Origin of the sequence: Actinomadura formosensis (genome assembly GCF_050948385.1) — a bacterium.
Classification (GTDB): Bacteria; Actinomycetota; Actinomycetes; order Streptosporangiales; family Streptosporangiaceae; genus Spirillospora; species Spirillospora formosensis.
Map to the genome: position 1 here is coordinate 3,749,132 of NZ_CP192011.1, position 17,355 is coordinate 3,766,486.

The 17,355-nt window shown below is 73.9% G+C and carries 18 protein-coding genes; 7 read left to right on the forward strand and 11 right to left on the reverse strand.

Annotated features, from left to right (window positions below; translation table 11 throughout):
* Window positions 1-171: 171 nt before the first annotated feature.
* The 3 genes from ACQP1N_RS17790 to ACQP1N_RS17800 all read left to right on the forward strand — a co-directional run bounded on the left by ACQP1N_RS17790 (window position 172) and on the right by ACQP1N_RS17800 (window position 1,876).
* Complete coding sequence (locus ACQP1N_RS17790) at window positions 172-744, forward strand: ClpP family protease (RefSeq protein ID WP_275938304.1); 573 nt, start codon at window positions 172-174, stop codon at window positions 742-744.
* Window positions 741-1,346, forward strand: coding sequence for an ATP-dependent Clp protease proteolytic subunit (locus tag ACQP1N_RS17795; protein WP_067801966.1), 606 nt, complete (start codon window positions 741-743; stop codon window positions 1,344-1,346). The genes ACQP1N_RS17790 and ACQP1N_RS17795 overlap by 4 nt, the downstream gene beginning before the upstream one ends.
* Window positions 1,347-1,531: 185 nt before the next feature.
* Complete coding sequence (locus ACQP1N_RS17800; RefSeq protein ID WP_067802035.1) at window positions 1,532-1,876, forward strand: RNA polymerase-binding protein RbpA; 345 nt, start codon at window positions 1,532-1,534, stop codon at window positions 1,874-1,876.
* Between the two features lie 66 nt (window positions 1,877-1,942).
* Here ACQP1N_RS17800 and ACQP1N_RS17805 read toward each other — a convergent pair whose 3' ends face one another.
* Genes ACQP1N_RS17805 through ACQP1N_RS17815 form a run of 3 tightly spaced genes read right to left on the reverse strand, consistent with a single transcriptional unit; the run spans window position 1,943 to window position 3,395 of the window.
* Window positions 1,943-2,605: a response regulator gene (locus ACQP1N_RS17805; protein ID WP_433225327.1), complete on the reverse strand. Its 663-nt coding sequence runs from the start codon at window positions 2,603-2,605 to the stop codon at window positions 1,943-1,945.
* On the reverse strand, window positions 2,602-2,922 hold the full coding sequence (locus ACQP1N_RS17810) for a sensor histidine kinase (protein WP_433232744.1): 321 nt from the start codon (window positions 2,920-2,922) through the stop codon (window positions 2,602-2,604). Before ACQP1N_RS17810 ends, ACQP1N_RS17805 begins: the two co-directional genes overlap by 4 nt.
* On the reverse strand, window positions 2,913-3,395 hold the full coding sequence (locus ACQP1N_RS17815; protein WP_433225329.1) for a histidine kinase dimerization/phosphoacceptor domain-containing protein: 483 nt from the start codon (window positions 3,393-3,395) through the stop codon (window positions 2,913-2,915). Before ACQP1N_RS17815 ends, ACQP1N_RS17810 begins: the two co-directional genes overlap by 10 nt.
* 136 nt (window positions 3,396-3,531) lie before the next feature.
* Between ACQP1N_RS17815 and ACQP1N_RS17820 the strand changes: the two genes are divergently transcribed.
* Genes ACQP1N_RS17820 through ACQP1N_RS17830 form a run of 3 tightly spaced genes read left to right on the forward strand, consistent with a single transcriptional unit; the run spans window position 3,532 to window position 6,748 of the window.
* Window positions 3,532-4,461: an ABC transporter ATP-binding protein gene (locus ACQP1N_RS17820; RefSeq protein WP_433225331.1), complete on the forward strand. Its 930-nt coding sequence runs from the start codon at window positions 3,532-3,534 to the stop codon at window positions 4,459-4,461.
* Entirely contained in the window at window positions 4,458-5,912 is a 1,455-nt protein-coding gene (locus ACQP1N_RS17825; RefSeq protein ID WP_433225333.1) for an ABC transporter permease subunit, read from the forward strand. The genes ACQP1N_RS17820 and ACQP1N_RS17825 overlap by 4 nt, the downstream gene beginning before the upstream one ends.
* On the forward strand, window positions 5,909-6,748 hold the full coding sequence (locus ACQP1N_RS17830) for an ABC transporter permease (RefSeq protein WP_433225335.1): 840 nt from the start codon (window positions 5,909-5,911) through the stop codon (window positions 6,746-6,748). Before ACQP1N_RS17825 ends, ACQP1N_RS17830 begins: the two co-directional genes overlap by 4 nt.
* Window positions 6,749-6,752: 4 nt before the next feature.
* Here ACQP1N_RS17830 and ACQP1N_RS17835 read toward each other — a convergent pair whose 3' ends face one another.
* The 7 genes from ACQP1N_RS17835 to ACQP1N_RS17865 all read right to left on the reverse strand — a co-directional run bounded on the left by ACQP1N_RS17835 (window position 6,753) and on the right by ACQP1N_RS17865 (window position 14,304).
* Window positions 6,753-7,277, reverse strand: coding sequence for an FxsA family protein (locus ACQP1N_RS17835; protein ID WP_433225337.1), 525 nt, complete (start codon window positions 7,275-7,277; stop codon window positions 6,753-6,755).
* 93 nt (window positions 7,278-7,370) lie between these two features.
* Entirely contained in the window at window positions 7,371-8,117 is a 747-nt protein-coding gene (locus ACQP1N_RS17840) for a polyprenol monophosphomannose synthase (RefSeq protein WP_067801981.1), read from the reverse strand.
* Between the two features lie 5 nt (window positions 8,118-8,122).
* A complete protein-coding gene (lnt, locus tag ACQP1N_RS17845; protein WP_433225340.1) occupies window positions 8,123-9,784 on the reverse strand; it encodes an apolipoprotein N-acyltransferase in 1,662 nt (553 codons plus the stop codon).
* A gap of 552 nt (window positions 9,785-10,336) precedes the next feature.
* Entirely contained in the window at window positions 10,337-10,732 is a 396-nt protein-coding gene (locus ACQP1N_RS17850) for a hotdog domain-containing protein (RefSeq protein ID WP_067801985.1), read from the reverse strand.
* Window positions 10,725-11,579, reverse strand: a complete 855-nt coding sequence (locus tag ACQP1N_RS17855; RefSeq protein ID WP_067801987.1) for an OAM dimerization domain-containing protein — start codon at window positions 11,577-11,579, stop codon at window positions 10,725-10,727. Before ACQP1N_RS17855 ends, ACQP1N_RS17850 begins: the two co-directional genes overlap by 8 nt.
* Window positions 11,576-13,198: a lysine 5,6-aminomutase subunit alpha gene (locus ACQP1N_RS17860; RefSeq protein ID WP_067801990.1), complete on the reverse strand. Its 1,623-nt coding sequence runs from the start codon at window positions 13,196-13,198 to the stop codon at window positions 11,576-11,578. Before ACQP1N_RS17860 ends, ACQP1N_RS17855 begins: the two co-directional genes overlap by 4 nt.
* A 305-nt stretch (window positions 13,199-13,503) precedes the next feature.
* Window positions 13,504-14,304 (reverse strand): SAM-dependent methyltransferase, encoded by an 801-nt coding sequence (locus tag ACQP1N_RS17865; protein WP_067801993.1) that lies wholly within the window; start codon window positions 14,302-14,304, stop codon window positions 13,504-13,506.
* 99 nt (window positions 14,305-14,403) lie between these two features.
* Here ACQP1N_RS17865 and ACQP1N_RS17870 point away from each other — a divergent pair, with 99 nt between their 5' ends.
* Window positions 14,404-15,996: a SpoIIE family protein phosphatase gene (locus ACQP1N_RS17870; protein ID WP_084263185.1), complete on the forward strand. Its 1,593-nt coding sequence runs from the start codon at window positions 14,404-14,406 to the stop codon at window positions 15,994-15,996.
* 15 nt (window positions 15,997-16,011) lie between these two features.
* On the opposite strand, the gene ACQP1N_RS17875 is transcribed toward ACQP1N_RS17870, so the two are convergent.
* Window positions 16,012-17,343, reverse strand: a complete 1,332-nt coding sequence (locus ACQP1N_RS17875) for a DUF2252 domain-containing protein (protein WP_067801998.1) — start codon at window positions 17,341-17,343, stop codon at window positions 16,012-16,014.
* Window positions 17,344-17,355: the final 12 nt, after the last annotated feature.

Below are 17,355 nucleotides of genomic sequence, written 5' to 3' on the forward strand. Positions count from 1 at the left end.
ATAGCGAAACATCCGATCTCCCCTTGGCCCGGCTTCTCGCTCAGCAATACGCTCCTACGTACAGAGCGTACGAAATGTACAGATGATCGAGGAGGGGTCGTGAGCGGCGAACCGAGGCGATGGGACGGCGAGCGGTGGGCGGAGACGTTCGTGGGGAGGTCGCGGGCCGGCGTGGCGGAGGCGCCGCAGCTCGCGGACGCGCATTTGTTCGAGCGGCTGCTGGCGCAGCGGATCGTGTTCCTCGGCAGCGAGATCGACGACCGGGTCGCCAACCGGATCAACGCGCAGCTTCTGCTGCTCGCCGCGCGGGACTCCAAACGCGACATCACGATCTACATCAACTCGCCCGGCGGGGTCGTGGACGCGGGGATGGCGATCTACGACATGATGCAGTTCGTCCCGAACGATGTGTCCACGGTCGCAATGGGTATGGCGGCGTCCATGGGGCAGACGCTGCTGTGCGCGGGGACGCGGGGCAAGCGGTACGCGCTGCGGCACGCGCGGGTGATGATGCACCAGCCGCACGGCGGGATCGGCGGCACCGCCTCCGACATCAGGATCCAGGCCGAGCAGTCGCTCTACCTCAAGCGGACGCTCGCGGAGCGGACGGCGTTCCACACCGGGCAGCCGCTGGAACAGATCGAGGCCGACGGAGACCGGGACGCGTGGTTCACCGCGGAGGAGGCCCGCGACTACGGTTTCGTCGACCATGTCATCGACAACACCGACCGGGTGGGCACATGACACGGGCGGAACGGCGGTACCTCGTCCCCGAGTACGAGGAGCGGACGAGCCACGGCCGCAAGGACACCAATCCCTACAACAGGCTCTTCGAGGACCGCATCATCTTCCTCGGGGCGCCGGTGGACGACACCAGCGCCAACGACGTCACCGCGCAGATGCTGACGCTGGAGGGCATGGACCCCGACCGGCCCATCGCCCTGTACATCAACTCGCCGGGCGGGTCGCTGACGGCGATGCTGGCGATCTGCGACACGATGCGCTACGTCCGGCCCGAGATCGAGACGACATGCGTCGGGCAGGCCGGATCGGCGGCGGCGATCCTGCTGGCGGCGGGCTCACCGGGACGGCGGCAGGCGCTGCGCGGCGCGCGGATCCTGCTGCACGAGCCGGCGATCGAGGTGTCCCGCGGCTACACCACCGACCTGGACCTCCAGGCGCGGGAGGTGCTGCGGCTGCGCGAGCGGACCGAGGCGATCCTCGCGGAGGCGACCGGACGCGCCCCCGAGACCGTGCGCCGTGACCTGGACCGCGAGCGGTATTTCAGCGCCGGGGAGGCCAAGGACTACGGCCTGGTCGACGAGGTGCTCACCTCCCGCGTCTAGGGAGGGCCCGCCGATCTCCGGCCGGACGCGGGCGGCACCGGCCGGCAGTCCCGGGCCGGGACCCGGCCGCCCCCCGATCAGCGGGTATGGCGCCGGGGTTAGAACGCCGGATGTTCGGGGAATCTTGTCACGGTATCCAGCGTTGGTCAGGGCAAGACCGCAAGCCGTCTGGGAGGCACGTGACGATGGCCGAGCGCGCACTTCGCGGTACCCGGCTCGGAGCGACGAGCTACGAGAACGATCGCAACACCGATCTGGCCCCTCGGCAAGAGGTGGACTACACCTGCACCAAAGGCCACCGGTTCACCGTGACGCTCGCGGCCGAAGCCGAGGTGCCGATGACCTGGGAATGTCGCAACTGCGGCGCCACGGCCCTGCGAGTGGACGGGGAGCTGCCCCAGGCCAAGAAGGGTAAGCCGCCGCGAACCCACTGGGACATGCTCATGGAGCGCCGAACCGTCGAGGATCTGGAGGAGGTCCTCGCCGAGCGGCTGGAGATCCTGCGGGCGGGGCGCAGGAAGTCCGCGTGAGCGACTGAGTTTCCGAAGGGCACGGGCCCGTACCGGTGACGGTGCGGGCCCGTCCCATGTCCGCGGTCAGCGGCCCGAGCGCGGCAGGACGAGGCCGCTCTCATAGGCGGTGACGACGGCCTGGACGCGGTCGCGCAGCCCGAGCTTACGCAGGATGCGGCTGACGTGGGTCTTCACCGTCTCCTCCCCCACGACCAGGCGGGCGGCGATCTCGGCGTTGGACAGGCCCGCGGCGACCAGCCGCAGCACGTCGGTCTCGCGCGGGGTGAGGGCGTCCAGGACGCCGGCCGCGGGCGGGCGGGGCCGCAGCCGGGCGAACTCGCCGATGAGGCGGCGGGTGACGGCGGGGGCGAGCAGCGCCTCCCCGGCGGCGACGACGCGGACGGCGTCGAACAGCCGCTCGGCCGTGACGTCCTTGAGCAGGAAGCCGCTGGCGCCCGCGACCAGGGCGTCGTAGACGTGCTCGTCGAGGTCGAACGTGGTCAGCATGAGGACGCGGGGCGGGTCCGGTTCGGCGGTGAGGCGGCGGGTGGCCTCGATGCCGTCCATGACGGGCATCCGCACGTCCATCAGCACGACGTCGGGGCGGTGCTCGCGGCACACCTCAAGCGTCCGCGCACCGTCGGACGCGGTCGCCACGACGGCCAGGTCGGGCTGGGTGCCGAGCAGTGCCCCGAATCCGGCGCGGACGACCTCCTGGTCGTCGGCGACCACCACGCGGACGGTCACGGCGCCGCCCGCGGGAGCGTCGCCTCGACCAGGAACCCGCCGAGCGGGCCGGGGCCGGTGCGCAGGTCGCCGCCGGCGGCGGCGGCACGTTCGCGCATGCCGAGCAGCCCGTGCCCGGCGGGTGCGCCGCCCGGGCCGGGACCGTTGTCGCGGACGCGCACCCGCAGCGCACCGGGCCCGTACTCGATCTCCACGTCGACGGCGGCGCCGGGTGCGTGCCTGCGGGCGTTGGTCAGCGCCTCCTGCGCGATCCGGTAGGCGGCCAGTTCCAGCCCGGGGTCGAGGGCGGCGACGTCCCCGCGGACGATCAGCCGGATGCTCCCCGCGCCGTCTCGGCCTGGACGGAGATCATCGAGATGTGGTGGGCGACGACGTCGTGCAGCTCGCGGGCGATGCGGGCGCGCTCACCGCGCGCCGTGTGCTCCAGCAGCGTCGTCTCGAACGCGCGGCGGGAGGACTCCAGCGCGGCGGCCCGCGCGCGGCGCCGCAGGACCCGCCGCCGCACCAGCGCGGTCCAGACGATCGTGAGCGCGGCGAGCGCGGCGAGCGCGGTACCGCGGTGCAGGACGCACGCGGCCGCGGCCGCGACCGTGATCGTGATCGTCGCGGCGGCGCCGGTGATCCGGTCGCGGGCCAGGACGAGCGGGAGCGTCGCGCACACGTCCACCACAATGGCCAGCGAAAGGACGGCACCGGAGCCGTGCGTGCGGTAGACGGCCTCCACGGCGCCGGCCACGGCGAGGCAGGAACCCGCCACCGGCCACCGTGACCGCCCGCCGATCTCCCCCACGGACGCCATTGTGGCGCGGCCGGCGGTCCGGTGGCGTCCCTCCCGGGAGGGACGCCGCGTCCCCCGGTTCCCGCCCGCCAAGACGGCCCCGCCGCGGGATGACCGCGGGCCGCCGCCGTCCGTAGCCTCCCGGGGCATGGAGGCAACGATCGAAGTACGCGGCCTGCGCAAGCGGTACGGGGCGGCCGTCGCCGTGGACGACCTGTCGTTCACGGCCGGACCCGGGCAGGTCACCGGGTTCGTCGGCCCGAACGGCGCCGGCAAGTCCACCACCATGCGGATGATCATGGGCCTGGACCGGCCGGACGGCGGGACGGCGCTGGTCGGCGGGAAGCCCTACCGGTCGCTGCGGACACCGCTGTGCGGGCTCGGGGCGATGCTGGACGCCTCGGCGGTGCATCCGGCCCGGCGGGCCCGCGACCATCTGCGGTGGCTCGCGCACGCGGGCGGGCTGCCCGCCCGGCGGGTGGACGAGGTGATCGAGCTGACCGGGCTGGGCGGCGCGGCCCGGCGGCGGGCGGGCGGGTTCTCGCTCGGCATGCGGCAGCGGCTCGGGATCGCCGCCGCGCTGCTCGGCGATCCGCCGGTGCTGATGTTCGACGAGCCGGTCAACGGGCTGGACCCCGAGGGCATCACCTGGATCCGGGGGCTGCTGCGGTCGCTGGCCGCCGAGGGACGCGCGGTGCTGGTGTCCAGCCACCTGATGAGCGAACTGGAGGGCGGCGCCGACCGCCTGGTGGTGATCGGGCGGGGCCGGCTGATCGCCGACACCAGCGTCGGGGACCTGCTGAAGGCGGCGTCCCGCGGACGTGTCGAGGTGCGCACCACCGCGCGGCAGGACGTCATGACGGTGCTGGCGCGGGCGGGCGCCACGGTGACGGCGACGGGAGGGAACGCGGTGACGGTCGCGGGCATCCCGTCCGAGCAGATCATCGCGCTGCTGACGCAGGCCGGGGCGGCGTTCAGCGGGATCGCCGAGCACCGGGCGTCGCTGGAGGAGGCGTACATGGAGCTGACCGGGGACGCGGTGGAGTTCCGGGCCGTGACCGGGCGGGAGGCCCGGTGACCGCCCCTGACCCCACCACGGCGCCCTCGTACCGCAGCAGCGTCCAGGCGGACGCCCGCGGCGGGTTCGGGGGGCTGCTGCGGGCCGAGTGGACCAAGCTGCGGACCGTCCCGCGCTGGCCGCTGGCCCTGCTGGCGTCGGCCGCGCTGACGGTGCTGGTGGCGCTGCTGTCCGCGGCGGGCAGCGAATCGACCGCCTCCGGGGACGGCCCGGCCGATCCCGGCCGGCTCCAGATCATCGACCTCGGCCACTTCACGTACCTGCCCCTGGCGGGAGACGGATCGATCGTCGCCCGTGTCACGTCCCAGCGGGACGGCGGCGCGTGGGCGAAGGCCGGCCTCATGATCCGGGAGAGCACGCGGCGGGGCGCCCCGTACGCGGCGCTGATGGTGACGCCGGGGCACGGCGTCCGGCTGCAGACCGGCTATGAGAGCGGCGGCGCGGGCGGCGGGACGGCGGCGCTGCCGCACTGGCTGAAGCTGACCCGCTCCGGCACGGCCGTGACCGGCTACGACTCGGCGGACGGGCGGACCTGGCGCCGGGTCGGGTCGGTCCGGCTGGAGGGGCTGCCGCGGCAGGCGCCGGCCGGGATGTTCGTGGCCGTGCCCGACACGGTGGAGGTGCGGCGGCAGTTCGGCGGGGAGACCGTCTCCGGGCGTCCCGGCGCCACCCGGGCGATGTTCGACCACGTGTCGGTGTCGTCGTCGCAGCCGGGCGCGTCCTGGCAGGACCGGGGCGGTGCGGGCGGGCCCGCCGCCGATCCCGGCGCCGACGGGCGCGCCGAGGCGGGCGGGACGTTCACGCTCAAGGGGATGGGCGACATCGGCCCCAACCGGTTCGCCGACGACATCACCAGGACGACCCTCACCGGCGTCCTGATCGGGCAGGCGGCGATCATCGCGCTCGCGGTGCTGTTCGTGACGGCCGAGTACCGGCGCGGGATGCTGCGCACGACGTTCGCGGCGAGCCCCCGCCGGGGCCGGGTGCTGGCCGCCAAGGCGATCGTGGCGGCGCTCGCGGCACTGGCCGCGGGGCTGGCGGGGGCGTTCGGGTCGGTGCTGCTCGCCGGGCCGGTCCTGCGCTCGCACGGCATGTCGCCGCCGTCGCTGGCGGATGAGGCGGTGCTGCGCGCGGTGCTCGGCACGGCGGCGCTGCCGGCGGTCATCGCGGTGTTCTCGCTGGCCGTCGCGGTGATCGTGCGGCGCAGCGCGCCCGCGATCACGGTCGTGCTGCTGGTCCTGCTCGTCCCGCAGATCGCCGCGACGGGGCTGCCGCTGCCGGCGGCGCGGTGGCTGGAGCGTCTCACCCCGGCGGCCGGGTTCGCGATCCAGCGGACGGTGACGCGGTTCGACCAGGCGATCAGCCCGTGGGCCGGGTTCGGGGTGCTGTGCGGCTACACGGCGGCCGCCCTGGCGGCGGCGGCATGGCTGATCCGGAAGAGGGACGCGTGAGCGGGGCGAACCGGGGCGCGCGGAGGGCCGTCCTCCCGCGGGGAGCGTGGACGAACACGCTGCACGCCGAGTGGACGAAGCTGCGGACGCTGCCGGGCGTCTGGTGGACGCTCGTCGCGTTGGCCGGGCTGACCGCCGCCGTCGGCGCCGCGGTGACCGGGTCGGTGGACACCGCGAACTGCGCGAGCCCCGCCGGGTGCATGGAGGACACGCCGAAGCTGGCGTTGTCGGGCGTCCGGCTCGGGCAGGTCGCCGCGGTCGCGGTCGGTGTCCTCGCGGTCGGCGGCGAGTACACGACCGGGACGATCGCGGCGACGCTGGCGGCCGTCCCGCGCCGGGCCGCGGTGCTGGCCGCCAAGGCCGCCGTGGTCGCGGGCGCCGTGGCCGCCGCCGGGACGGCCGGGGTGCTGGCGTCGCTGGCGGCCGGGCGGAGCCTGCTGCCCGGCAACGGGTTCACCGCCGCGAACGGCTACCCGCCGCTGTCGCCGCTGGACGGGCCGACGGCGCGGGCCGCGGCCGGGACCGTCCTGTACCTGGTGCTGGTGGCGCTGCTGTCGCTCGGCGTGGGGACGGCGCTGCGGGAGCCGGCGGCGGCGATCACGGCGGTGCTGGCGCTGCTGTGGCTCGTCCCGGTCGTCACCCGCCTCACCGCGAGTGCGGTGTGGCAGGACCGGCTGGACAAGGTCGCGCCGATGCCGGCGGGGCTGGCGGGGCTGGCGACGCGGGACCTGGACCGGCTGCCGATCGGGCCGTGGGCGGGCCTCGGCGTCCTGGCCGGCTACGCGGCGGCGGCGCTGCTGGCGGGCGGCGCCGTGTTCGCGGCGCGGGACGCCTGAGCGGTCAGGCGCGGGACGCCGTGTCGTCGTCCTCGTGGATGACCTCGCCGCGGACCACCGGTCCCGGCGGGGTCTCGACACGCTCCGGGCCCCCGTCGAACGGCCCGAAGGGGCCGGTGCCGGGGCCGGGCGGGAACACGGCGGCGGCCCGGTCCTCGGCCGCCCGCATCCGGCGCGCCGCGAACGCCGCCAGCGACCGCCGGACGAGCGGGCGGGTGAACGGCAGCACGAGCAGCAGCCCGAGCACGTCGGTGACGAACCCGGGGAACAGCAGCAGCATCCCGCCGGCCATGACCAGGGCGGCGTCGCCGAGGTCGCGGTCCTGCAGGACGCCGCTGCGGACGGTGTCGTGGAGCGCGCCGAAGGCGCGGCGCCCCTCCCGCCGGATCAGCCACGCGCCGAGGAACGCCTCGGCGAGCAGCAGCCCGACCGTGGGCCAGGCGCCGATCACCCCGCCGACCTGGACGATCACGAAGATCTCCAGCACCGGCAGGAGCAGGACTCCCAGAACGATCAGCAGCGGCAGCATGGCCCCATCTTCGGGTCGGAAAAGCCTCCACCCCGTTCAACGCCGCGGCGGCCCCGAACGTTTCCCCCGCGAACGCCCCGCCGGCGGCGGATCTCAGCGGGGCGGGCGGAGCCTGCCGACACGGTCGGCCATGCCCCACTGGGTGATGCGCAGTGCCGCCTCGGCCATCACGTCCCGGCTCATCTTGCTGGTGCCGTGCTCGCGTTCGACGAAGGTGATCGGCACCTCGACCACGCGCAGGCCCTGCCGCAGCGCCCGCAGCGCCAGGTCGATCTGGAAGCAGTAGCCGCGTGAGTCGACCTCGTCCAGGCCGATCTTCTCCAGTGTCGCGGCGCGGAACGCGCGGTAGCCCGCGGTCGCGTCGTGCAGCGGGATGCCGAGCATCAGCCGGGCGTAGGTGTTGGCGCCGCGCGACAGCGCCTCGCGCCGCTTCGGCCAGTTGCGCACCCTGCCGCCGGGCACCCAGCGGGCGCCGATGACCAGGTCGGCGTCCTCCAGCGCCGCGAGCAGCCGCGGCAGCTCCTCGGGCTGGTGGGAGCCGTCGGCGTCCATCTCGACCATGACGTCGTAGCCGTGCTCGGCGGCCCACCGGAACCCGGCGATGTAGGCGGGGCCGAGCCCGTCCTTGCCCTTGCGGTGCAGGACCTTGATCTGCTCGTCGCGGTCCGCCATCGCATCGGCGACCTCGCCGGTGCCGTCGGGGCTGGCGTCGTCCACCACCAGGACGTCCACCGACGGGACGGCCTCGCGCACCCGCCCGGCGATGCGCTCGATGTTGTCCCGCTCGTTGTAGGTCGGGATGATCACGAGCACCCGGCCGAGGTCGGCTGGGATCTCCATCGGTGTCAATTCCCCTCGTTCTTCCTGGCTGTCCATGCCGCCGCGAACACCGCGCCGAGCCCGAGCAGCGCGAGCGCCCACTCCGGCGCCGCCCCGAGCCGGTCCGCGGGCGTCCGCGCGGTGCGCGCCGGGACGGTCCGGACCAGGATGTCGGGCACGAACTCGCGGGACTCGCCGAGCATCCGGCCGTCGGGGGCGACGATCGCGCTGATCCCGCTGGTGGCGGCAACCAAGATCGTACGGCCATGTTCGACGGCGCGCAGCCGCGACATCGCGATCTGCTGCGGCGGCAGGCTGGTGCGGCCGTAGGTGGCGTTGTTGGTCTGCACGACCAGGACGTCCCCGCGCGCCACGTCGCGGACCTCCTTGTCGTAGGCGACCTCGAAGCAGATCACGTCGCCGACGGTGGCCGGGCCGAGCCGCATCACGCCCGACCGGGTGCCCTTGGCGAAGTCGCGCGGGATCCGCTCGAACCGGGTGATGAGCCTGGTGAGGATGTCGCGGAACGGCAGGTACTCCCCGAACGGCACGGGGTGCCGCTTGACGTAGTAGTCGCCGGGGCCGCCGCGGGGGTCCCAGACGATGCCGCGGTTCTCGACCTTCTCCCCGTCGGGGGTGTCGGTGAGGGCGCCGACGAGGACGGGGACGCCGACGTCCTTCACCGCCCCGTCGATGGCGCTGTAGGCGTCGGGCTCGGCGTAGGGGTCGAGGTCGCTGGCGTTCTCCGGCCACACGACGAGCTCGGGCCGGGGCACCTGGCCGGCGCGGACCCTGGCGGCCAGCTCGTGGGTGGCCTTGACGTGGTTGTCCAGGACGGCCTTGCGCTGGCCGAAGGCGTCCAGGCCGGTGCGCGGCACGTTCCCCTGGATGACGGCGACGGTGACGGGACGCCCGGACGCGGGCGCGGGGATCAGCGCCCCGCCCCCGGCGACCGCGGCGACCAGCGCCAGCGGGACCGCGACCGGCACCAGGGCGCGCCGCGCGGTGGGCGCGTCCGCTCCCCCGCGGCGGGACGCACGGGCGCGATGGGCGGCCACGGCCGCGTACGCGAGGAGACCGCCCACCAGCGCGGTGACGAACGTGACGAGGGGCGCGCCGCCCCAGGACGCGTACGGGGTCAGCGGCGTGGCGGTCTGGCTGAACGCCAGCCGCGCCCAGGGGAACCCGCCGAACGGGACCCGGCCGCGGATGAACTCCTGGCCGACCCACAGCGCGGCCGTCCACACCGGCCAGCCGGGCAGCCGGGTGACGACGGCGATCCCGGCGCCGAGCGGCAGGAAGTAGGCGGCCTCGACGAGGCTGAGGAGGATCCAGCCGTCCGGGCCGATCCGGGAGATGCCCTCCAGGGCGGGGATGAAGAACGCGGCGCCGGCGACGAACCCGAGCCAGGCGCCGGTGCGGGCGGGCCGCCCGCGCAGGACGAGGGCGAGCAGCGCGACGCCGGCCGGGGCGAGCGGGGTGAGGTCGAACGGCGGGAACGCCTGCCACATGAGCAGGCCGGCGCCGACGGCGAGCAGGGTGCGGCGCCACCCGGCGCGGCCGCCGGTGCGCACACCGCGGCGCAGCCGGCCGAACCGGCCGGTGCGCGCCGGGTCGCCGGGTGCGCCTCCGGAGCCCTCGCCGTGGCCCGTGGCCGGCGACCGGTCCGGGAGGGTCTCCTGGGCCACGTCCCACCTCGTTCGCTCGTTCCCTGCCCGGAACGCTACCGGTCCGGGACGGCCGCGGCGACCACGGCCCGCGCGGACGGCGCGTGGCGGCCGTGACCATGGAGGGTCCGGACGCCGGGGATCCCGGCCGGACTCAGGACACTTCGGACACGGAAGAGGGCCCGCGACATCCGTCGGGCCGGAGTCGTCCCACAGGCGGTGAGAGCGAGGCTCCGTTTTCTACTGGATGTCCGGGCCCTTCCCGGGTCCAACCCCCCGCGCGATCGTGTGGTTCCGCCCGGGCCCGGTCCCGGATCACCGCACTGGCTGAGGCGGGCACGATGCCGACCACTCGCGTGATCCCCGTCCCCGTCGTGCTGCGGTGCCCGGCGGCGCCTCGCGCGGCCGATCGGTGAGTCCCGTGCTGGACTGCAGCAAAACTACCGGCTTCCAGGCCCTTGTCAACCGCCTCATGTTCTGCGGTGACTCCCTGTCACCGCAGCTCAACGCCATGATCACGATGCTCGGGGGAATTCCCCGCCGGGCATCGTGATCATGGCGTGGTGGGCCGGTTCAGCCGCCCGGCGGGGGGACGACGACCGTCCCGGTCGCGGTGACCGCGACGATCGGCTCGGCCAGCACCTCGGCGGCCGACTCGCCCTTGTCGGGGCGGCCCCGGCACACCACGCGCGCCTCGAACGCCATCGCGCGGCTGCGGGTGCCGGCGCGGGTCAGCACGGCGGTGGTCTCCAGGACGTCCCCGGCCTTGACCGGCGCGCGGAACTGGACGTCGGAGTAGGACGCGAACAGGCCCTCGTCGCCGTCGGTGCGGACGCACAGCTCCGTCGCCACGTCCCCGAACAGCCCGAGCACGTAGGCGCCGTCGACCAGGTTCCCGGCGTAGTGGGCGTGCGAGTAGGGAATGTAGCGGCGGTGGGTGACGGTCGTCCCCTCACGCGGGTCACTCATCGTCGTCCTCTCCGATCTCACCGGTGTCGCCGGTGTCGCCGTTCTGGCCGGGCAGCAGCGCATGCACGAGGTAGCTGGCCACCTCGGCGGGCGTGGTGCCCTTGCCGAAGATGCGGTCGACGCCGAGGTCGGCCTCGGTGACGGTGTCGAACCGGGGGCCGCCGACCACCAGCAGCGGCCGTCCCATCCCGCCGGCGACCGCGGTCGGGTACTCGGCGTGGAACGCGGCGGCCATCTGCTTGGTGTTGTGCAGGTGCGCGTTGCGCTGGGTGACGACCTGGGAGACCAGGACGGCGTCGGCGTTCTCGGCCTTGGCGCGCTCCACCAGCTCGGCGACGGTGACCTGGGCGCCCATGTTCACGACCTGGATCTCCCGGTAGTACTCCAGGCCCTTCTCCCCCGCGAACCCCTTGACGTTGAGGATCGCGTCGATGCCGACGGTGTGGGCGTCGGTGCCGATGCAGGCGCCGACGACGACCAGCCGCCGGTTCAGCGTGCGCCGGATCGCGAGGTTCACCTCCTGGGAGCTCAGCAGCGGGTAGGCGCGCTCCTCCGGGACGGGGATGGAGGCGTAGTCGATCAGATGCCGCACCTTCCCGTACACGATGAAGAAGGTGAAGTCGGGGCCCATCGGCTTGGCGTGCACGACGCTGGCGGGGTCCAGGCCCATCTTCCCCGCGAGCTGCAGGGCGGCGGCCTCGGCGCGCTTGCCGGCGGGGACGGGCAGGGTGAACGACATCTGCACCATGCCGTCGCCGGTGGTGTCGCCGTAGGGGCGGATGACCTGGCGGGTGTCGGCGGGCTCGGTGGGGGCCTGTGCGCCGGTTCCGGGGCTCTCGACGGTCATGCGGGCACCTCCTGGTCGGTGGCGGCGCGGGCCGCGGCGTGCGGGTCCTCGGTGTCGAGGATCTCGATGGCGGGGTTGAAGTAGCCGTCGGCGCGGGGGACGACGCCGTCCAGTCCCTTGCCGCCGTCGGGCGGGCGGCGGGTGACGCCGAACGTGCCCTCGGCGATCGCGGTGAGCAGCCCGTCGCCCTCGATGCGCTCCAGCAGCTCCACCGACTCCGACAGGACCCGCTTGGCGCGCTGGACGAGCATCCCGTCCGGGCGGGGCATGAAGTCCTCGGCGAGGTTCCCGCACGCGTCGCGGACGTAGCGGACGTTCTCCAGCGCCAGGTCGCGGTCCGACAGCCACGGGGTGTGGATGCCCTCGGTCATCATCCCGATCAGGATGATCGACTGCCCGGTCAGCACCCCGGCGAGGTTGAAGAAGGCGTCCAGCAGGTAGCCGGCGAAGATGTTGCCGGTCATGTGCTTGGTCGGCGGCATGTACTTCAGCGGCGCGCCGGGGAACAGCTCCCGGACGAGCTGGGCGTGCGCGAGCTCCAGCCGGAACGACTCGGGGACCGCCGGGTTGATCTCGAAGGCGTGGCCGAGGCCGAGCTGGGCGTCGGCCAGGCCCGCCTCGTGCCCGAACCGCTCGTTGAGCAGCTGGCTGACGATCACGGTGTGCGCGGCGTCGACCGCGTCGGCGGTGGTGAGGTAGTTGTCCTCGCCGGTGTTGATGACGATGCCGGCGCGGGCGTGGATCTGCCGGGAGAACCGCTGGTCGATGAACGTGCGGCGCGGGTTGATGTCGCGGAAGATGATGCCGTACATGCAGTCGTTCAGCATCATGTCCAGGCGCTCCAGCCCGGCCAGCGTCGCGATCTCCGGCATGCACAGCCCGGAGGCGTAGTTCGTCAGCCGCACGTAGCGGCCCAGCTCGCGGGACACCTCGTCCAGCGCCGAGCGCATCAGCCGGAAGTTCTCCCGGGTGGCGTAGGTGCCGGCGTAGCCCTCGCGGGTGGCGCCCTCGGGAACGAAGTCCAGCAGCGACTGGCCGGTGGAGCGGATCACCGCGACGACGTCGGCGCCCTCGCGGGCGGCGGCCTGGGCCTGCGGGATGTCCTCGTAGATGTCGCCGGTCGCCACGATCAGATACACCAGCGGCCGCGGCGGGCCGGCCATGTCGGGGGTGGGAAGCTCGGCGAGCAGCCGGTCCCGTTCGGCGCGGCGCCGGTCGATGCGGCCCATGCCGCCGCGGGCGGCCTCACCGGCGGCCTTGCGGGCGTGGGCGGCGTCGGTCCCGGACGGGAGCCGGAACGACGCCCGCCCCCGGGCGGCGGCCTCGGCGAGGTCGCGCAGGGAGCCGTGCGGGCCGGTCAGCAGCGCGTCCCAGACCGGCAGGGCGACGCCGTGCTCCAGGCCGACCTGGTCGCGGACGGTGTCGGCGAGGTGGTTGACCCAGGGGCGTCCCTCATCGTCGGCGCCGGTGAGGCCGGCGAGGCGCAGCAGCGCCCGCTCGACCGAGACGGTCGTGTGGGAGCGGGCCATGCGGATGATCGGTTCCGCGGCACGGGCGGCGAGCCGCCGGGCGGTGCGCACCACTTCCGGGTCGAGGTCCAGTTTTCCCTGCGGCCCCATCGCCGTCTCCCCTCACGCAGCCGCCCTTCTCAGGCCGGTCCGAACAATCATCCGCCGTAGCGAGTTCTCTACGGGAGATCTTCCGGCATGACCACCGTATTTCACAAGAACTAGCAGCACATCTCCGTCGCCTTCCCCGGCCGGCCGGGCCCGCCACCGCCGGGCGGCGGACCCCGAAATCCCAAGAAGGCGACGATCAGCGAAAAAGTAATCACCCAGAGTCACCGCCCCTGGGCCGGCAAGGGGCTGATCGTTCACTGCGCGGCCATCGGCACGCCCATCGCGTTCCCCCGCCGAGGGGACGGTCAGGGCAGCCGGGCCACCCCGCCGAAGCCCAGGAAACGCTCGGGGTTCTCGACGGTCTCGCCCTCGTCCGGACGCCACAGCGGCAGGTACACCAGGCCCGGGTCGAGCAGTTCCCAGCCGTCGAAGAACCGCAGGATCCCCGCGTGCGACCGGGACACCGCCGGGGAGGTGGCCCGGTCGTACAGCTTGCCGATCGCGGCGGCCTTGCCCGGCTGCGCCTCATGGGTGAGATGGGAGATCACCAGGTGGCTGCCGGGGGCGGCGGCCTCGCGCAGGGCCTCGACGATGCCCTCCGGGTCCTCCTCGGACTTGACCAGGTGCAGCGCCGCCACCAGCAGGAACGCCACCGGCTCGGTGAAATCGATCAGCCGTTTCAGCTCCGGGGCGGCGAGGATGTCCGCCGGCCGCCGCATGTCGGCCTGCAGGATCGCGCTCTGGTCGTCGCCCGCCAGGATCGTGCGGCTGTGCGCGACGGCGACGTCATCGTTGTCGATGTACACCACCCGCGCGTCCGGGTTCACGCCGCGCGCGATCTCGTGCACGTTGCCCTGTGTCGGGATGCCCGACCCGATGTCGACGAACTGCGCGATGCCCGCCCCGGCGAGGGTGCGCACCGCGCGGCGCAGGAAGGCCCGGTTCGCGCGGGCCAGTTCCCGCGCCTGCGGCTCGACCCGCAGCAGCCCGGTGGCGAGATCACGATCGGACGCGAAATTGTGCGCTCCGCCGAGCAGGAAGTCGTACACCCGTGCGACGCTTGGTCTCTGACTGTCGACCTCGGGTGGGAACCACTCGGAGTCCATGCATCGTCTCCCTTTTGACCGAGGGGTGCGTCCGCGGGGCGGGTTCAGCGTAACGCCGAGCCTCGCCGGGCGTCCCCGGATAAGGGACAGTGAGGACCGATGTCCGATCGACCCCCAGGACCGGGACCGGTGACCGTCCTGCTCGACCCCGGCGGCAGGATCATCGGGTGGAGCGAGGGCGCGGCACGCCTGTTCGGCCGCGGCGCGGGTGAGGCGGTCGGCACCAGCCTGCCCGAGTTACTCGGCCGGCCCGCCGCGGCCGAGCCCCTGGCGACCGCGCTGAAACCGGCCGCTTCCGGCCGCTCCTGGTCCGGTGTGCTGCCGCTGTCGGACGGCGGCGTGTCCGTCCTGTGCGACCCGATGATCCGTGAGGACGGCGGCACCGCCGTCGCGCTGACCGTGTCGCCGCCGTGGGCGGGCGGCCTGGACCTGCTGAACGAGGCGGGCCGCCGCATCGGCTCCACCCTCGACCTGCACCTGACCGCCCGCGAGATCGTCGCCGTCACCGTCCCCCGGTTCGCCGACGCCGGCGCCATCTACGTCCTGGAACGGCTCCTCGCCGACGACGACCACCCCGCCGCGGAGGCCGACGGCTCGGCCGTCGTGCGGCGCCTCGCGGTGGCGTTCGCCGAGGACGACCCGCGCGACTGGTCCCGCGAATTCCCCGTCAACGAGGTGATCGTCTACCCGCCGTCCACCCCCTACGCCCGCTGCCTCACCACCGGCACCATGATCGAGTTCGGCGGCGAGGCCGTCCAGGACACGATGGCGCACCGCACCGGCCGCGTGCTGGACGGGCTCCTCGACCACGTGTCGCTGCTGGCGCTGCCGTTGGTGGCGCGGGGCCGGGCGCTCGGGTTCGCGGTGTTCAGCCGCAAACGCGACCGGCCGCCGTTCACCGCCGCCGACACCGCGCTGGCCTCCGAGCTCGCCGGACGCGCCGCGACGTGCGTCGACAACGCCTGCCTGTACCGGCGCGAGCACCGCACCGCGACCACGCTGAAGGCCGGGCTGCTGCCGGCCGGCATCACCGTCCCGCCCGGCCTGGAGATCGCGCACCGCTACCTGCCCGCCCGCAGCGGCGTCGGCGGCGACTGGTACGACGTGGTGCCGCTGCCCGGCGACAAGGTCGCGGTGGTGATCGGCGACTCGGTCGGGCACGGCGTCACCGCCGCCGCGGCGATGGGGCAGCTGCGGGTCGCCGCGCACACCCTGGCCAGCTGCGAGTTCCCGCCCGGCGAGGTGCTGGAGCGGCTCGACGCGATCGCGCAGGACCTGGACGCCGCGCAGTTCGCGACCTGCCAGTGCCTGGTGTGCGACCCGGCGACGCTGCGCTGCGAGCTGGCGTGCGCGGGGCATCCGCCGCCGCTGCTGGCCCTGCCCGACGGGACGGCGCGGCACTTCACCGTCCCGCACGGGCTGCCGCTCGGGGTGTCCGACCCCGCGCACCCGGCCGAGTACCGGCAGGTGTCGGCGCGGATCCCGCCGGGCGCCGTCCTCGCCTTCTACACCGACGGCCTCGTGGAGAGCCGCCTGCGCAGCGTCGACGAGGGCATCGCCCGGCTGGCGTCCGCGCTGACCGCCTCGCGGGCGGACTCGCTGGAGGAGACCGCCGACGGCGTCCTGACCCTGCTGGCCGACCAGCGGGGCCACGACGACATCGCCCTCCTGCTGATCCGCCCGGCCCGCTGACCCGGCGGCCCCGCCTTACAGGCCGGGGATCTCGTGATTGCGGAACGCGTCCACGAAGTAGGCGTGGTCCTGCCGGACGATCTCGGCGTACTGGGTGCCGAACGCGACCATCGCCTCGACGAACGCGGACTCGTCCGGGCCGATCACCGCGTGGATGGCGTCCTCGACCTGGAAGCCGACCAGGGTGTGGTCGGAGTCGGTGTCGGAGACGCAGTGGACCTTGGCGGTGGCGCGGCCGAGGTCGTCCAGGACCGACAGCATGTCCTCCGGCTCGGTGAGGCCGCCCCAGTCCAGGTCCTCCTCGTAGGGGGACAGCTCCTGCACGACGTAGCCGACGCCGTCGATCTGGGTGTGGCCGAGCCACGGGTCGCTGTTGGCCTGCAGCGCGCGCCGCGACACGGCGGTGCGGTGCCCGTGGTGCTGGAAGTACTCGCGGATGCGCGGGTCGTCGACGACGCGGCTGGGCGCGGCGACGTTGCCCTGCTTCATCGACAGGATGACGTCGTTCTCCAGCGCCTGGGTGTTGCCCTCCACCAGGATGTTGTAGGCCGACAGCCCGGCCGACCCGATGCCGAACCCGGACGCGCCCACGATGTCCTTGACCTCGTAGGTGAGGCTGCCGAACCGCTTCTCGCTCGGGATGGTGGCCAGGTACCCCTGGTAGGCGGCCTCGACCCGGGCGCGTTCCTCGGCGCCGAGGCGGCGGACGCCGGGCCGGTCGCGGAACCGGCGGTCGGCCCCGTCCACGACCGTCATGTCCTTCAGCAGCTCGATCCGGGTGCCGCTCATCGCGGCGACGAGCACGTCCCGGACGTAGCCGTCGGTGGTGGCGAGGGTCAGCGCGAACTTCTCGTCGTCGTCGTGCGCGGCGAAGTGCCGGACCTGGTCGACGTAGGCGCGCACGTAGGCCTCGATGAGCCGGCGGATGTCGGCGTCGGAGATCGCCTTCTGCCAGGCCAGCAGCGCCAGGCTCGCGACGAGCCGCTTGACGTCCCAGGTGAAGTGGCCGACGTAGGCCTCGTCGTAGTCGTTGACGTCGAAGATGAACACGCCGTCGTCGTTCATGTAGGTGCCGAAGTTCTGCGCGTGCAGGTCGCCCTGGATCCACACGCGGGACGTGCGCTCGTCGGCCCACGGGTCGTCGTCGTGGACGATGTCGGCGTAGAACAGGCAGGCGCTGCCCCGGTAGAACGCGAACGGGTCGGAGGCCATCTTGCGGAAGCGGCGGCGGAATTCGGCGGGGCTGCGCTCCATCAGGTCCGAGAACGCGTCGACCAGGACGTCGACGATCTGCGCCCGGCGCTCCTTGGGATCCCGCCCGCGCAGTTCCTCGGTGATGCTCGCCATTCTGTCTCCCTC

What these genes read in the sequence shown, in the direction of transcription:
- ACQP1N_RS17795 (WP_067801966.1), top strand. Translation starts at nt 741, where the DNA reads ATGACACGGGCGGAACGGCGGTACCTCGTCCCCGAGTACGAGGAGCGG.
- ACQP1N_RS17800 (WP_067802035.1), top strand. Translation starts at nt 1,532, where the DNA reads ATGGCCGAGCGCGCACTTCGCGGTACCCGGCTCGGAGCGACGAGCTAC.
- ACQP1N_RS17820 (WP_433225331.1), top strand. Translation starts at nt 3,532, where the DNA reads ATGGAGGCAACGATCGAAGTACGCGGCCTGCGCAAGCGGTACGGGGCG.
- ACQP1N_RS17835 (WP_433225337.1), bottom strand. Translation starts at nt 7,277, where the DNA reads ATGCTGCCGCTGCTGATCGTTCTGGGAGTCCTGCTCCTGCCGGTGCTG.
- ACQP1N_RS17840 (WP_067801981.1), bottom strand. Translation starts at nt 8,117, where the DNA reads ATGGAGATCCCAGCCGACCTCGGCCGGGTGCTCGTGATCATCCCGACC.
- ACQP1N_RS17850 (WP_067801985.1), bottom strand. Translation starts at nt 10,732, where the DNA reads ATGAGTGACCCGCGTGAGGGGACGACCGTCACCCACCGCCGCTACATT.
- ACQP1N_RS17855 (WP_067801987.1), bottom strand. Translation starts at nt 11,579, where the DNA reads ATGACCGTCGAGAGCCCCGGAACCGGCGCACAGGCCCCCACCGAGCCC.
- ACQP1N_RS17860 (WP_067801990.1), bottom strand. Translation starts at nt 13,198, where the DNA reads ATGGGGCCGCAGGGAAAACTGGACCTCGACCCGGAAGTGGTGCGCACC.
- ACQP1N_RS17865 (WP_067801993.1), bottom strand. Translation starts at nt 14,304, where the DNA reads ATGGACTCCGAGTGGTTCCCACCCGAGGTCGACAGTCAGAGACCAAGC.
- ACQP1N_RS17870 (WP_084263185.1), top strand. Translation starts at nt 14,404, where the DNA reads ATGTCCGATCGACCCCCAGGACCGGGACCGGTGACCGTCCTGCTCGAC.
- ACQP1N_RS17875 (WP_067801998.1), bottom strand. Translation starts at nt 17,343, where the DNA reads ATGGCGAGCATCACCGAGGAACTGCGCGGGCGGGATCCCAAGGAGCGC.